We start from the raw sequence: 13,969 nt of genomic DNA, 5'->3' as shown, positions 1-13,969 counted from the left end.
CTATGGAATTAACGCAACATCAGGCTGACGCCTTCGCCAGAATGCCGTTGGCCTATTTACGTCAGGAATACCCGAACCACATTATGCACCTGCTCAACGATGACGGTGACGTATTGCCGCCTCGCGAGCTGCATCCGATATTTTACGGCTGCTTCGACTGGCATTCGGCTGTACATGGCTACTGGTTACTGCTGCGCTGCCTGCGTCTCTATCCCGAACTGCCGTGTCGGGAGGAGATTATCGCCCTGTTCGACGAACACCTGACCGATGAGAAGGTGGCGAAGGAGCTGGCCTATTTTACCGCGCCGTTCCGCGCGTCGTTTGAACGGCCCTATGGCTACGGCTGGCTGCTGGCGCTGGCGCAGGAGCTGCAACAATCGACGCTGCCGCAGGCGGAGCGCTGGTACCAGACGCTGCAACCGTTAACCCTGGACATTCGCCATCGGCTGGTGGATTACCTCAGCAAGCTTACCTATCCGATCCGCGTCGGGACGCACTACAACACGGCGTTTGCCCTCGCGCTGGGGCTGGACTATGCCCGCGCGGTAAACGACGACACGCTTGAGCACGCCATCCTGGACGCATCGACGCGGTTTTATCTCGCGGATACGCATTATCCGGCACATTATGAGCCGGGCGGCGACGAGTATATCTCCGGGGCACTGACCGAGGCCCTGCTGATGAGCAAGGTGGAGGAGGATTTCCCGGCCTGGTTCGATGCGTTTCTACCCGAAATCGCGTCCGTTTCTGCGCTGATGCATCCGGCAGAGGTGAGCGACCGCACCGATCCGAAAATTGCGCACCTGGACGGGCTCAACCTCAGCCGCGCGTGGTGCATGAAGCACATTGCCCGTGCCTTACCGGAGAATCATCGCGCCCGGCAGGCATTACGCGATGCCGTTGCGCGCCATCTTTCGGCAAGCGTGGAGCATGTCGTCGGCAGTCACTACAGCGGCGGACACTGGCTGGCGAGCTTTGCGCTGCTGGCGCTGGAGTAGCCCAGCCTGGCCTCATTTTATCAGCCTCAGCGAACGTAACCGGCTTACGCTAACCAATACGGATACCGCTGAGGCTGCCGTGGCGATCCACAGCGCAGCATGAACGGGCCCTCCATCTGCTGTCAGCATTACCCCTACAACCGCTGCACCGAGACACTGTCCGAACGTCCGCATGATGGACAAAACGCCTGAAGCAAAGCTCGCATGGTCACGCGTAACGTTTGAGAGCATCTCCCGGTTATTGGGGCTCTGGAAGCAGCCAAACCCCATACCGCACACCAGGCACCGCAGACAGATGTCCCACATGGCTGGGCTGGCAGGCAGCGTCGCCAGTAGCCCCAACCCCACAGCGAAAATCATCAGCCCGAGAGTGGAGATCGGCGGAGCCGAAATCGTGTCCGCCCACCGGCCTGCATGCGGTGCAATCAGCACGATCCCCAGCGGCCACGGCGTAAACAGCAGGGCAGAGACGAGCGGGCTAAAGCCATAGACGCTTTGAAGCAGGAACGGCAGGGCAATGAAGGCGATCCCCTGGCTGACGAACGCCATCATCGACGTAAGGGCCGCGAGGGTAAAACGTTCATTTTTGAAGATGGCAGGCGGCAATAATGGGTTAGCCGAGCGGCGGATCTGCCAGACAAAGGCGATGCCGCTTAGCGCGGCGAGCGCCGACCAGCAGAGGCTGATGATGTGATGTTCTGCATTTCGGAAACTGTTCGCCGCCACGATCGTTGAGCCCAACAGCAGCGCCGACAATATTGCCCCCGGTGTATCGAAGGGCGCTTGCGTTCGAACCGCATCATGCGGCAGCGCTCTGACAGCCAGATACAAGGCGAGAGCGCCCGGAATAACGTTTATCGCAAACAGCCATTGCCAGCTCAGCATATGAAGAATTGTACCGCCCAATACCGGCCCGATAGCGGAGCTGAAGGCGATGAGCAGGGCGTGCAGCCCAAGAACGCGGCCCAGCAATCGTCCGGGAAACACGGACCGCAATATCGCGGGGGCAATACTCAGCGTCGCTGCGCCACCGATCCCCTGAAGCACACGCATGCCGACGAGCGCTTCCGGGGTATTCACCAGCGCGCAGCCCAGTGACGTCAGGGTGAAGGTCGTCAGGCCTGCGAGAAATACGGGGCGGTAACCCAGGCGGGCCGCAAGCGCCGCAAATATCGCCAGCGACATCGCAGCCGCCAGTAAATATCCGTTGGCGAACCAGACGGCAAAACCGGCAGATACCTGCATCTCCTGAGCCATAGACGGCAGGGCAATATTGATCATGGTGCCATCAAATACGCCCATTAACGTGGTGGTCATGACTGCGGCCATCACCCGTGCGCGCGCCGGGCCAGGCAGTCCTTCGTCGCCGGGTTGACTGGAAAAGAGCGTCATCATGTTGTCCTCTGAAAGATTATGGATGACAAAACTATAAAGATGGCTTTTACCGGGCGGAAGGCGCACCATTTGCACCTTATCGTTGCATGAAACGCCTTATCCGAATGTGAAGGGAGGAGGGGAAATGTCCGATCCGGATTTTAATTTGCTAATAGCGCTCGACATACTGCTGAGTGAAACGAGCGTGGCAGGCGCGGCACGTCGTTTGAACCTCAGCACCTCGGCCATGAGCCGCACGCTGAGCAGGTTACGCGACGTCACAGGCGATCCGATTCTGGTTCGCGCCGGACGAAACATGGTCCTGACCCCGTGGGCCGAAGCAACGCGGGATCGCGCCCGGCACGCGGTGCACGAGGCGAAGGCGGTATTGCAGCCCTCAACCGAAACGTTCAACGTGGAAACTCTGGAGCGCCTTTTCACCATCCGGGCAAACGACGGTTTTGTGGTGGCGTTTGGGCCTGCGCTTATAGCGGCTGTGGCCAACGCCGCGCCGGGCGTCTGTATACGCTTTGCGCCCAAGCCGGAAAAAACGTCGCGCTATCTTCGGGAAGGGCTGGTCGATCTGGAGATTGGCGTTCAGAGCAATATGGGGCCTGAAATCCGTTTGCAACGGCTGTTTGAGGATCGGTTTGTGGGCGTTGTGCGTAAAGGACACCCGCTGGCTGCCCTGGCAGACATACGCGTGGACGACTATGTCTCGTGGGGCCATGTGGTGGCGTCACCCGAGGGTGCATTGCAAGGATCCGTGGACGATGCGCTGGCCGGGATAGGGATGAAGCGTAAAATCGCAAGCGTCGTACCGGGATTTCCGACGGCTCTGTCCGTGGCGCTGGAATCGGATCTTATCGCCATGATACCCGCGCTCTATTTACTTAATCAGCAGGTAACAGACCAGGTACACGTTTTCGAACTGCCGTTCAAAAGCCGGCGTATAACGGTGTCGCAGATGTGGCACCCGCGAATGGAGCGCGACCCTGGCCATCGCTGGCTGAGAGAGACAATTCTGGGGATATGTGGTGAGAGCAGGTCTTATCGTTAACGGTTTCCGTATGATTTTGTATAGAGATTGCTATACACAATGCTTGTGCTATGCTTGTAAAGCAAATGCTATACAAGAGGTGTTCCCATGAAATCAGATGTTCAGCTCAATCTTAGAGCCAAAGAATCTCAGCGGGCGCTTATCGATGCCGCCGCAGAGATCCTCCATAAATCACGTACGGACTTCATTCTGGAGATGGCCTGCCAGGCGGCCGAGAATGTGATCCTCGATCGGCGTGTATTCAATTTTAACGATGAACAGTATGCCGAGTTCATTGATATGCTCGATGCCCCGGTGGCGGACGATCCTGCCTTAGAAAAACTGCTGGCAAGGAAACCCCAGTGGGACGTGTAACCGCACCAGAGCCTTTAACCAGCGTCCATCAACTGGCGGAGTTCGTCAGTGGGGAAGCCGTGCTTGACGAATGGCTAAAACAAAGAGGTCTGAAAAACCAGGCGCTCGGCGCAGCCCGAACGTTCGTTGTTTGTAAAACGGGCACGAAGCAGGTAGCGGGTTTTTACTCACTGGCTACCGGCAGCGTTAACCATACGGAAGCGACCGGTAATCTACGGCGTAACATGCCTGATCCCATTCCCGTGATTGTACTTGCCCGTCTGGCAGTCGATGTCTCATTACGTGGAAAGGGGTTGGGAGCCGATTTGCTCCATGATGCTGTTTTACGCTGTTATCGGGTGGCAGAAAACATCGGCGTGCGGGCGATCATGGTTCACGCACTGACTGAGGAAGCCAAGGCTTTTTATATTCACCATGGCTTCAGGGCATCGCAGACTCAGGAACGGACACTGTTTCTGAGACTTCCTCTTACTCGATGATCGATTGTTTAGCACCTCTCGGTATAAAAGCCATAAAGAAATCCTGCCGGAAGCGGCGGGATTTCTTTATGGAATAAATGTTTAGCGCGTCTGGCTGATAAGCTTGCGCCAGACTCTGTTATGCAAAGTAAATAGCAGCATCTTATAGAAAGCGGTAGAAAGGATACAGCTTCCGCTAAGCCCAAGCATGACAATACTTACCAGCGCCGCGGTCAGGCTGACGCCCGGAGAAGAACTACCGCTCAGCGCGGCCAGCAGATAGGCTGCCGTTAATACCAGGCTTAGCACAGCTAACATAAGATGTAACCGCACGGCACGCATGCTACCTTTGCCAATCATAAACATCGTCACTCCGTTGATGCCGGCGAAGAGCAGGGCGATCAGCACAACCCACACGAATACGCGCTCTGCTGGCTGACCGAGTGCAGCGAGTACGCCATACCCCAGCCACAGTTGAGGAATGGCGAAACTGACAATCACCCCGAGCGTACTGACCGCCGCCGGAATGCCCATAGTATGTAGCCCCACAGGCTTACCCATATCTTCAGCCAACTGCGTCTTCAGCTGCTGCAACTGTGTCGGGGCGGCATTTTTTATGCTGGAGGACACCTCGTTACAATATTGCAGGCGACGGGTTAAAACTTTAAACATTTTAATACTCAGCGTTTAGTTAGGTAAAAAAGACTGCAACACACCAACCACATAACGTCCTGACTGGACGGTATTTTGTGGATTGCGGATAGTCCCTGTGAGTGAACTCCCCACAAAGGCAGATGCGTTATTGACCGCACTCATTAGCTCGCGTTGCAGTGATTTTTGTAACGATTCGCTGGGGAAACGTTTCGGATAAACACCTGCACGGATCGCGGCCTTTACGCCAGCACTGGAGATGCCTGGATTCTGCGCTTTAATAATTTCTTCCGTGATGCGCTTACGCTCGGCACGGCTCAGGCTCTGGAACCAGGCGGTAACTTTACTTGAAGATGCCGCTTTCATCAGCTTGTACGTTTCTAAAGTACCTCGTAGCGCGGTTCCTGCCGCAGTCAGCGAAATAACGTCCAGAACCGTCGTGGTGGCAACGTACCAGTCCTGACTGTCGAGCCAGGCAACATCGGAACCATGGTCGTTATGGATAGCCAGCAGACGGCCCGCGCCAATCATGCATTGTGCTCCCGTAGCCAGCGTGCCGGACAGGCTAATCGCCGCAATCACGCCGGATCCGCCAGCGGTTAAAGGCACGGCCGCACCGGCACCAAACGCCATGACAAGCGTAACAATCATCGCGCCACAGGCGAAACCGGTTGAGGTGATTTCTGTCGCAAGTGCTGGCGTGGTTAACGTTGCCACCACGGCTTTTTCCGCACTGGTTTCCTTAGCATCTGGAATTCTACTTATGACCACATGGCTGACGGTGCTCTGATTCACATCAGCAATGCGTCGTGACGGGCGAACCAGCCAGCGTTGCTTGCCATCATCGAAAATGATGCCGACATTGTAAAAGTTACGTGTGCAGTCGAGCTGCGCAGCCAGCTTTTTAAAGTCGATATCAGTACCGGCCAGTAAGCCAAGGCTGCGCGAGAGATCATAAGAGGGAAGGGTGCTGTCAGGCGACTGCTGACTGGGTAAATTCATCGGAGAGCTCCTTCATTCCGTGAGGACTGTGAATTAGCAGGGTAATTTATTGAAAAAATTTATGATTCCAACTTTTAGACTTAGATAATAGCAGCGTTAACTCAGCGATCAAATCGTAAACAAATTATCGCAATAAGTGATTTAACATAATATACATTATGCGCACTAAGATTAAAGAAGCTAAATTCTAGCGTCCGTCTCAGGCCAATCCCCAATCCGCGAAAGTTACACCACGGCGCAAAATCTGGTGCGGTTCCAGGCGTCTCTCATACTATTGACCTTCATCTTCCTTACCATAGTAAAGTTTACCGAGTTTAATCAGCGGCCTGCCTTGTGATTTACGGTGCATGTTAGTATCACGCAGTGAATAAACGCAGCCACAGTACTCCTGCTGATAAAACTGTTCGCGCTTGCTGATCTCAATCATGCGCGACGATCCTCCCTGCTTACGCCAGTTGTAATCCCAGTACACCATTCCCGGATAATGCGCGGCGGCGCGCTGTCCGCAGTCGTTAATCTGCTGCATATTTTTCCAGCGGGAAATTCCGAGCGAGCTGCTGATCACGCTGAAGCCATTTTCAGCGGCATACAGCGCTGTGCGCTCAAAGCGCATATCAAAGCACATGGTGCACCGAACGCCGCGCTCAGGCTCCCACTCCATACCTTTGGCGCGCTCAAACCAGTTATCGGTATCGTAATCTGCATCGACAAATGGCACACCATGTTTCTCAGCGAAACGAATATTCTCCTCCTTTCGGATGAGATACTCTTTCTGCGGATGAATGTTCGGATTGTAAAAGAAGATGGTGTAATCAATGCCCGACGCCTGAATGGCCTCCATGACCTCACCGGAACAAGGGGCGCAACACGAGTGCAACAACAGTTTATCTGCGCCGTTTGGAAGCTGTAGTTTCGGACGTTCAAAATTAGTCATAGCCATCAGTCATTTGATTCAGGAAATTTATGGTTGCGGACAGTGTAGCATTGAAAAGATTGCTTTAAAAAATGCAATGAGTGTTGTGCTCTCAACGCTCATAAACATCATTGCTGTCCCGCGTGGCCTCCCTTGCCGTGACATGGACATCGTTAAAGTGCAGCCCGTCAACGCCCGAAATCTTACCGAACTCGGTGGCATCAATCGCAATACCTTCCAGCACGAGCCCGGATACCGGACGCTCCGGATACCCTTCAATGAAAAACGCGCGTGAAAAAATGGTATTGGCGGATCGCCGGGCCACAATGTTTTTAAGCGTCAGGCGGCTGACCGCAGTAAGCCCGGCTTCTCCCTCGACGCCCTCAGCCAGCTTGCGCCAGTGTTCTGGTTTTTCCGATAAATTGTCCTGATGGCCATAGCTGTACTGCGGAAACCAGTTCAGCTGGATCAGAACAGGAAAGCGTACGTCCGTAAGTCGCAAATTCTGTACGGTAATATCCCGAATGAACCCGCCTCGGTTGCGGGCAGACTTAATGCGAAATCCAACGCCCGTACCGTTAAACGCATTATCTTCGATCAGGACGCGTTCAATGCCGCCTGAGGTTTCGCTCCCAAGGGTGATCCCGGACCCTTTATTCAGCGTACAGCCGCGAATCACTATATCCCGCGCGGGACGTGCTTTTTGCGCCGCTTCGCGACCCCGTCCTGATTTGATGCAGATATTGTCGTCATTGCAGGAAACGATGCAGCGTTCAACCCGCACCTGTTCACAGGAGTCGATGTCAATTCCGTCGGTGCTCGGCCCCGCAGAATTGCTAATCTGCACGCCCTCAACCGCGATATGGCGCGAATAACAGAGGTGCATGTTCCAGAATCCGGATTCCCGACTGGTGAAGTTACGCAGCAAAATGGTCTGGCTTTCATAAACCAGAACATTGCGCGGGCGCTGACAGTCGTAATCAACCACCCAGCGCAACCCTCTGGCGCTGTAGTCACCGACCATTCCGCTGTGCTCGTCCTCGCCCCAGAAGCGTTGCCACCAGACTGCACCCTGCCCGTCTATCGTGCCCGTACCGGTAATGCTGACGTTTTCACAGTTGATAATATTAATGATGCCTGCCGGCCAGCGCATTTCAATGCCGGCTACCCGGGTATCAATCAGCGGGTAATCTGCTAAATCCTGGCTTCCCATAAGCCGAGCGCCGGCGTCCAGACGAAGCGATACTCCACTTTTCATGAACAGTGCTCCGGTCAGAAAATGGCCTTGCGGTATAACGATGACGTCGTTGCGTTGCGCGGTATTGATGGCTTGCTGAATGGCGGAAGTTGACAGGCGTTGCGCGGTTGGGTCCGCGCCGAAGGCCAGAATGGAGATCGCTTTCATGGGTTGTCCTTAAACGAATGAAAGCGTTAGTCTAAGAATCAGCGTGACGCATAACCTTTGTCTGTTTGACAGCCCCGCAGTCAGGCTGGCAAAAAAACGGATATTTACTGGCTTGCGATCACCGCAATGCCCTTTTCTTTCATGGCGTTGACCCAGCGTTCATCCGTTGTGTCCTCAACGACCAGCGTATTGACCAGCGACAAATCGCCAATCACAAACGCCGAGGCCGTATTGATCTTTTCCGGCGAGGCCAGTACTACCGTTTCCGCCGCTCTGCCGGAAAATGCACGTTTGATGCACGCTTCCTCATAATCTCCTGTAGTCAGTCCGGCCTCGGGATGAACGCCAGTGACGCCCATGAAGAACAGATCTGCATGAATATTGTTGATGCCTTCAATAGCGGCCGCGCCGACCGTGACGATGGAATGTTTATACAATCGGCCGCCAATCAGGATCACTTCTATGCTCGGATGGTCGACCAGCCCCAATGCGATACCCGGGCTGTGCGTCACCACGGTAATCCGTAGATCTGGCGGTAAAAACGTGATCAGTTCTGAGGTGGTTGTCCCGCCATCGACAATCACCACCTGCCCCGGCGAAATGAGCTGCGCGCCCCGACGGGCCACGCGTTTCTTGGCATCCATTTTAACGGACTGGCGCTCGGCAAAAGGCGCAATCGCTGACGATGCCGGAAGCGCGCCGCCGTGGACACGCTGCAAACGCCCTTCTGCCGCCAGTTCGCGTAAATCCCGGCGAATAGTGTCCTCAGACACCGAAAATAAGTGGCTAAGCGCAGTAGACTGAACCTGGCCTTCCGCCTCCAGCTTTTCAAGGATTAACTGTTTACGCTGACTGGTGAGCATTTTTTATTCCCGATATTGCACGATATGGCTTGTTTTTGCACGATAGTGCTGCTTATGATGTTTACTCTACGAGAGGAGAGCTAAACGTGCAATCAAAACGTGCAGATATACGTATTATCACTAGCGAAACGTTGTCCGATAACTGGTATAACCTGAAAAAATACACTTTTGACCTCCAGCGCAGCGATGGCGACTGGCAGCGGCAAGAGCGTGAAGTGTATGACCGCGGGAATGGCGCGACGATCCTGCTCTATAATCGCGACAGCAAAACCGTCATTCTGACGCGTCAGTTCCGTTTCCCGGTGTTTATCAATGGTCACGAAGAGGATCTCATTGAGGCAGCCGCGGGGTTGCTTGATAACCTGGATCCTGAAAGCCGGATTAAGGCCGAAGCAGAAGAAGAAACCGGGTTTAAGGTGACGCGCGTTGAGAAAGTTTGTGAGGCCTACATGAGCCCGGGCTCCGTTACCGAAAAGCTCTATTTCTATCTGGCAGAATATCACCCGCAGGATCGGGCCAGCGCGGGCGGCGGCGTTAAGGCCGAGGGGGAAGATATCGACGTGCTGGAAATGACGCTGGACGACGCGCTACGGGGCATTGAGAACGGCCAGATTGTCGACGGTAAAACCATCATGCTGCTTTATCACGTAGCCCTGAAAGGCATTTTATAATCTCACGGTTATCCAGATACCTGCCGCGGCGCAGGTTTCTGCCTGTGCTATTCTTGCTGAACACCTCAACATGGAGATGCGAAAATGGCCGACTGGGATCCCTCTCTTTATCTTCAGTACAGCGCAGAGCGCACGCGTCCCGCCGCTGAGTTACTCGCCCGGGTGCCGCTTGCTGACGTAACGACTGCCGTGGATTTGGGCTGCGGGCCGGGTAACAGCACGGCACTGCTGAAACAGCGTTGGCCTACAGCGCAGATCGCCGGCGTGGATAACTCCCCTGCCATGCTGGATGAAGCCCGACAGGCTCTGCCAGACTGTCAGTTTATTGAAGCGGATATTCGTCACTACAAACCTGAACAGCCTCTTAGCCTGATCTACGCCAACGCCTCCCTGCAATGGATCCCGGACCATTACCACCTTCTGCCACATCTGGTTTCACTACTTCAGCTAAACGGCGTGCTGGCGGTGCAAATGCCCGACAACTGGCTTGAGCCGACGCACGCCCTGATGCGTGAAGTTGCAGCGGAACAGGGCTACCCCGATCGTGGCCGCGAGCCGTTGCCGGGCATCCATGCCTACTACGATATTTTGACGGAAGCGGGATGCGACGTGGATATCTGGCGCACCACCTACTTCCATCAGATGAGTTCTCATCAGGCGATCATTGACTGGGTCAGCGCAACGGGGTTAAGGCCGTGGTTGCAGGATCTCAACGAGAGCGAGCAGAAAAACTTTCTGAAACGCTATCATGAACGGCTGGTAGAGCAGTATCCGCTCCAGGAGAACGGGCAGATACTGCTGGCCTTTCCACGCCTGTTTATGGTTGCTCAGCGGGCACCCTGAGCCGGATCAGGAACGCGCCTCCTTGAGCAGCTGTTGTATAACGGCCTCCTGCTTGTCGTAGTGACCTTCGCCGAACGAGGTGTAACGCAGTTGCCCTTTCGCATCGAAAAAGTAATGCGCCGGCCAGTACTGATTTCCGAACGCGCTCCAGATTTTATAGTTATTATCCGTCACGACGCGGTACGGCAGCTGCCATTTGTTGACCGCGTTTTTCACCGATGATAACGGCTTTTCCCATGGATATTCCGGGGTGTGAACACCAATCACCACGAGGCCTTCAGACTGGTATTTCTTCGCCCAGTCACGTACGTGCGGGAGCGTGTGCTGGCAGTTAATACAATCCCACGTCCAGAAATCGATAAGCACCACTTTCCCCCGCAGGGATGCAGACGTGACAGGGTCACCGTTTATCCAGCCCGTACCGCCGTCCAGGGACGGCAGCTGGCTGCTCGGCTCCGCGTCAGCCACCGGCTGTAGTTTCACCTGCGTGGAGGCTGGTTGCGCAAGGTTCAACAGGGCGTTTTCCAGACGGTCGGCAATGCCGTTAGCTCCTTTCAGCGACGAACTCATTCCGGAGGCGTTAAAGGCCACGGCGGCTAACATCATTACCCCTGCTCCCTGACGCAGACGCGCCATCAACGCGGATTTTGCCCTCAGAGGGGTGATCAGCTTACGCCCTCCGATGACAAGCAGCCCCAGCATCAGCGCGCATCCTCCGCCGTAAGCGGCTAACAGCGCGCCGGTTGCAATGACCGAGTGACCCGCAATATTGATGCTGAATATTGCCCCGAGAATCGGTCCGGCACAGGGAGACCACAGGAGTCCTACGGACAGCCCTGCCAGAAATGCCGACAACATGCCGCGCGTCTGTGCGCTGCGGGTGTTCAGCACGTTCCCGACGCTGACCGCCGGGCTGGCAATCCGTTGTGCGAACGGTGGGAAAATGAGAGCCAGTGCGGCGATGCCCAGCACCAGAAGCGCAATCCAGCGGGCGATAACGGTAGCGTCGGCGATCCACTCGCTGGCAACCGTGACCAACATCGCCACCAACGTAAACATCACAATCATCCCCCCGAGTAGCGCCAGAATGTGTTTGCGCTGCCCCTGGAAACCGGCGAACAGCAGAGGAATGACCGGAAGCGTACACGGGCTGAGCAGGCTAATCATGCCACCCAAAAAAGCAATTATCAGAAACATAAGGACCTCACAATACCGTTGCTGCGAAGGTGCAGTGAGGTCATTTCACCGTAAGAATGTGTTCAGGCTGTGTGCTAAAAGCTGCATTTCGTCTGCCCGTGTATCGGCGCGGCGTGCAGATACACAGGAGTACAATTAACCGCGCGGAAGGGTCACGCTGACGGCCAGCCCGCCCTCGTTACGGTTTGCAAGATGCAGTTTCCCGTCAAGCTGGGCGGTGAGCTGCGCGGCAATCGCGAGGCCTAATCCGGTGCCGCCCGTGTCGCGGTTGCGCGACGTTTCAACCCGATAAAACGGCTGTAACACGGCTTCCAGTTCAGCCTCAGGAATACCAGGACCGTTATCCAGAATGCGGATTGCCACCTGATTTTCATCTGCATCAATGTCTATTACCGCGCTATCGCCAAACTTCAGCGCATTATCCAGCAGATTGGTCATCACCCGACGCAAGGCCTGCGGGCGGGTAACGATCGGCAGACGCGTAGCGGGTGCATGAAACTGCACGTTTTTACCGATGTCCTGATAATCACTGGCGATGCTGTTAATCCACGCATTCAGTTCCAGTTTCAGCGTCGTCTCTTCAATGGATTCTGATGAACGGGCATAGGCAATACCCTCCCGTACCAGGCGCGACATATTATCGAGGTCACTCATCAACTTATCGCGCAACTCGGGCCGATCCGCCATCTCGACCCGCAGCTTCATGCGCGTGATGGGTGTCTGGAGATCGTGAGAAATGGACGCCAGAATTTGCGCGCGTTCACGCAGATACGTCTGTATCCTCGACTGCATCGCATTAAAGGCATGCGCCGCCTGACGCACCTCAATCGGTCCTTTTTCAGTCATGAGTGAATGGGCCGCAGGATCGAGCGAATCAACCGCACGCGTGAATTGCAGGAACGGCCGGACAACCTGGCGCACGGCAATCCAGGAACAAAGCGCGACAAGTAACAGCTGAAGAACCAGCACCACGGGTAACCAGCTGGCGACGGGCGGCATACGCGGGATCAGATCGATGGTGAGCGGTGCCCCGTCGCGGAGCGCCAGATGGGCCTGAATATGGGAGATCGGCCCCGGAACCGCCGTGAACTGGAGCGGATATTGGGCAGAAAGCGTCTCTTTCAGGGTACGAACCGCGTCCCGCGAGCGTTTATCCACTGGCGCGGCGCCTGCTTCCCCGGGGCCAAGGATGTAACGATAATTCCCCCGGCTGAGCCGTTCCAGCCACTGCGGGCGCTCTTTCGCGGGAAGCCGGTCGAGAATGGCCACGCTGGTGGCAACGTCATTCTCAAGATTGCCCAGCATAACCGTGCGCGCGCTGTGCATACGCTCCACCATGACCAGCGTCAGGCTGAGTGCGTTAGCCAGCAATAGCCCAAGCAGCACAATGATCAGCAGCCGGGCCAGTAATGTTTTGGGCCACAGCGTCATTCATTGGCCTCAACGATGGTCACCGGCATGGTAAACACGTAGCCTTCACTGCGTACGGTTTTTATGTAGGCCGGCGTGCGGGCATCCTCATTCAGGCGCTGCCGCACGCGGCTCACCAGAAGATCAATCGAACGCTCAAACAGTTCGGCATCGCGTCCCTGCGTCAGGTTCAGCAGTTGGTCACGGCTTAACACCCGCTGAGGATGATCGAGGAACACGCGCAGGAGCCGGTATTCTGCCCCGCTGAGCGCCACGATCATCCCTTCATTATCGATCAGATGACGCGCCACGGTATCCAACTGCCATTCGCCGAACACCACCAGGCGCCCTGCCTCGGTCACCTGAAGATTTGGCGGCATGGTGCGAAACCGACGCAGGATGGCTTTGATACGCGCCAGCAGTTCGCGGGCCACAAACGGTTTTACCACGTAATCGTCTGCGCCCATCTCCAGCCCCAGGATCCGGTCCGTGTCCTCGTTGCGCGCGGTAAGCATCAGGATCGGCAGATCCTTATGCTTGCTGCTGCGCAACTGTCGACACAGCGTCAGACCGTCATCGCCGGGCATCATCACGTCCAGCACCACCAGGTCGATATGCTGTTTGTCGAGCATCACGCGCATCTCTTTCCCGTTCGCCGCGCCAGAGGCGTGATAACCGGATTTCACCAGGTAATCGACAATCAGTTCACGAATATCCCTGTCGTCATCGACGACAAGGATGCGATCAATATGCTCCACCGCAGGCTCCTG

At 55.6% G+C, this 13,969-nt stretch carries 14 protein-coding genes and 1 pseudogene; 6 read left to right on the top strand and 9 right to left on the bottom strand.

All coding sequences use genetic code 11. The features are described from left to right. The first annotated feature begins 2 nt into the window (after window positions 1–2). Window positions 3–998 (top strand): DUF2891 domain-containing protein, encoded by a 996-nt coding sequence (locus DBR02_RS21310; RefSeq protein ID WP_107535373.1) that lies wholly within the window; start codon window positions 3–5, stop codon window positions 996–998. 12 nt (window positions 999–1,010) lie between these two features. Here DBR02_RS21310 and DBR02_RS21305 read toward each other — a convergent pair whose 3' ends face one another. Further along, a complete protein-coding gene (locus DBR02_RS21305) occupies window positions 1,011–2,390 on the bottom strand; it encodes a DHA2 family efflux MFS transporter permease subunit (protein WP_107535677.1) in 1,380 nt (459 codons plus the stop codon). A gap of 127 nt (window positions 2,391–2,517) precedes the next feature. On the opposite strand from DBR02_RS21305, the gene DBR02_RS21300 reads away from it, so the two are divergent. The 3 genes and pseudogenes from DBR02_RS21300 to DBR02_RS21290 all read left to right on the top strand — a co-directional run bounded on the left by DBR02_RS21300 (window position 2,518) and on the right by DBR02_RS21290 (window position 4,265). Further along, window positions 2,518–3,432 (top strand): LysR family transcriptional regulator, encoded by a 915-nt coding sequence (locus DBR02_RS21300; protein WP_107535372.1) that lies wholly within the window; start codon window positions 2,518–2,520, stop codon window positions 3,430–3,432. Window positions 3,433–3,497: 65 nt separating this feature from the next. Then, a pseudogene (locus DBR02_RS21295) lies at window positions 3,498–3,786 on the top strand (type II toxin-antitoxin system TacA family antitoxin). Then, a complete protein-coding gene (locus DBR02_RS21290; RefSeq protein ID WP_107535371.1) occupies window positions 3,774–4,265 on the top strand; it encodes a GNAT family N-acetyltransferase in 492 nt (163 codons plus the stop codon). The pseudogene DBR02_RS21295 and the gene DBR02_RS21290 overlap by 13 nt, the downstream one beginning before the upstream one ends. An 81-nt stretch (window positions 4,266–4,346) precedes the next feature. Here DBR02_RS21290 and DBR02_RS21285 read toward each other — a convergent pair whose 3' ends face one another. The 5 genes from DBR02_RS21285 to DBR02_RS21265 all read right to left on the bottom strand — a co-directional run bounded on the left by DBR02_RS21285 (window position 4,347) and on the right by DBR02_RS21265 (window position 9,078). Continuing rightward, window positions 4,347–4,916: a hypothetical protein gene (locus tag DBR02_RS21285; RefSeq protein WP_107535370.1), complete on the bottom strand. Its 570-nt coding sequence runs from the start codon at window positions 4,914–4,916 to the stop codon at window positions 4,347–4,349. 15 nt (window positions 4,917–4,931) lie between these two features. Further along, entirely contained in the window at window positions 4,932–5,897 is a 966-nt protein-coding gene (locus DBR02_RS21280; RefSeq protein WP_107535369.1) for a hypothetical protein, read from the bottom strand. Window positions 5,898–6,168: 271 nt separating this feature from the next. Further along, window positions 6,169–6,831 carry an epoxyqueuosine reductase QueH gene (locus DBR02_RS21275; RefSeq protein WP_369750619.1) on the bottom strand — a complete coding sequence of 221 codons (663 nt, stop codon included), beginning with the start codon at window positions 6,829–6,831 and terminating at the stop codon, window positions 6,169–6,171. Between the two features lie 91 nt (window positions 6,832–6,922). Further along, the gene (locus DBR02_RS21270; RefSeq protein ID WP_107535368.1) at window positions 6,923–8,215 is read right to left on the bottom strand and encodes a glycoside hydrolase family 28 protein; all 1,293 of its coding nucleotides are present in this window, start codon (window positions 8,213–8,215) and stop codon (window positions 6,923–6,925) included. A 104-nt stretch (window positions 8,216–8,319) separates the two neighbouring features. Beyond that, window positions 8,320–9,078 carry a DeoR/GlpR family DNA-binding transcription regulator gene (locus DBR02_RS21265; RefSeq protein WP_107535367.1) on the bottom strand — a complete coding sequence of 253 codons (759 nt, stop codon included), beginning with the start codon at window positions 9,076–9,078 and terminating at the stop codon, window positions 8,320–8,322. Between the two features lie 86 nt (window positions 9,079–9,164). Here DBR02_RS21265 and DBR02_RS21260 point away from each other — a divergent pair, with 86 nt between their 5' ends. Both DBR02_RS21260 and tam read left to right on the top strand, forming a co-directional pair. Continuing rightward, the gene (locus DBR02_RS21260; RefSeq protein ID WP_107535366.1) at window positions 9,165–9,749 is read left to right on the top strand and encodes a GDP-mannose pyrophosphatase; all 585 of its coding nucleotides are present in this window, start codon (window positions 9,165–9,167) and stop codon (window positions 9,747–9,749) included. 84 nt (window positions 9,750–9,833) lie between these two features. Then, the gene (gene tam / locus DBR02_RS21255) at window positions 9,834–10,592 is read left to right on the top strand and encodes a trans-aconitate 2-methyltransferase (protein ID WP_107535365.1); all 759 of its coding nucleotides are present in this window, start codon (window positions 9,834–9,836) and stop codon (window positions 10,590–10,592) included. A 6-nt stretch (window positions 10,593–10,598) separates the two neighbouring features. On the opposite strand, the gene DBR02_RS21250 is transcribed toward tam, so the two are convergent. From DBR02_RS21250 to DBR02_RS21240, 3 genes are all read right to left on the bottom strand, one after another. Then, window positions 10,599–11,789 carry a cytochrome c biogenesis protein/redoxin gene (locus DBR02_RS21250; RefSeq protein ID WP_107535364.1) on the bottom strand — a complete coding sequence of 397 codons (1,191 nt, stop codon included), beginning with the start codon at window positions 11,787–11,789 and terminating at the stop codon, window positions 10,599–10,601. Between the two features lie 135 nt (window positions 11,790–11,924). Further along, entirely contained in the window at window positions 11,925–13,220 is a 1,296-nt protein-coding gene (locus DBR02_RS21245; protein WP_107535363.1) for an ATP-binding protein, read from the bottom strand. Next, on the bottom strand, window positions 13,217–13,957 hold the full coding sequence (locus tag DBR02_RS21240) for a response regulator (protein WP_107535362.1): 741 nt from the start codon (window positions 13,955–13,957) through the stop codon (window positions 13,217–13,219). The genes DBR02_RS21245 and DBR02_RS21240 overlap by 4 nt, the downstream gene beginning before the upstream one ends. Window positions 13,958–13,969 lie beyond the last annotated feature (12 nt).

The sequence above is a fragment of the Enterobacter cloacae complex sp. genome, from assembly GCF_900322725.1.
Classification (GTDB): Bacteria; Pseudomonadota; Gammaproteobacteria; order Enterobacterales; family Enterobacteriaceae; genus Enterobacter; species Enterobacter quasihormaechei.
The sequence above is the reverse complement of the archived record's forward strand: the minus strand, read 5'-3'. Positions and strand labels throughout refer to the sequence as shown.

Bases quoted from the DNA above. Each gene is read 5' to 3' on its own strand.
- DBR02_RS21250 (WP_107535364.1), bottom strand. From the start codon at position 11,789: ATGTTTCTGATAATTGCTTTTTTGGGTGGCATGATTAGCCTGCTCAGC.
- DBR02_RS21245 (WP_107535363.1), bottom strand. From the start codon at position 13,220: ATGACGCTGTGGCCCAAAACATTACTGGCCCGGCTGCTGATCATTGTG.
- DBR02_RS21275 (WP_369750619.1), bottom strand. From the start codon at position 6,831: ATGACTAATTTTGAACGTCCGAAACTACAGCTTCCAAACGGCGCAGAT.
- DBR02_RS21270 (WP_107535368.1), bottom strand. From the start codon at position 8,215: ATGAAAGCGATCTCCATTCTGGCCTTCGGCGCGGACCCAACCGCGCAA.
- DBR02_RS21285 (WP_107535370.1), bottom strand. From the start codon at position 4,916: ATGTTTAAAGTTTTAACCCGTCGCCTGCAATATTGTAACGAGGTGTCC.
- DBR02_RS21310 (WP_107535373.1), top strand. From the start codon at position 3: ATGGAATTAACGCAACATCAGGCTGACGCCTTCGCCAGAATGCCGTTG.
- DBR02_RS21305 (WP_107535677.1), bottom strand. From the start codon at position 2,390: ATGACGCTCTTTTCCAGTCAACCCGGCGACGAAGGACTGCCTGGCCCG.
- tam (WP_107535365.1), top strand. From the start codon at position 9,834: ATGGCCGACTGGGATCCCTCTCTTTATCTTCAGTACAGCGCAGAGCGC.
- DBR02_RS21280 (WP_107535369.1), bottom strand. From the start codon at position 5,897: ATGAATTTACCCAGTCAGCAGTCGCCTGACAGCACCCTTCCCTCTTAT.
- DBR02_RS21300 (WP_107535372.1), top strand. From the start codon at position 2,518: ATGTCCGATCCGGATTTTAATTTGCTAATAGCGCTCGACATACTGCTG.
- DBR02_RS21265 (WP_107535367.1), bottom strand. From the start codon at position 9,078: ATGCTCACCAGTCAGCGTAAACAGTTAATCCTTGAAAAGCTGGAGGCG.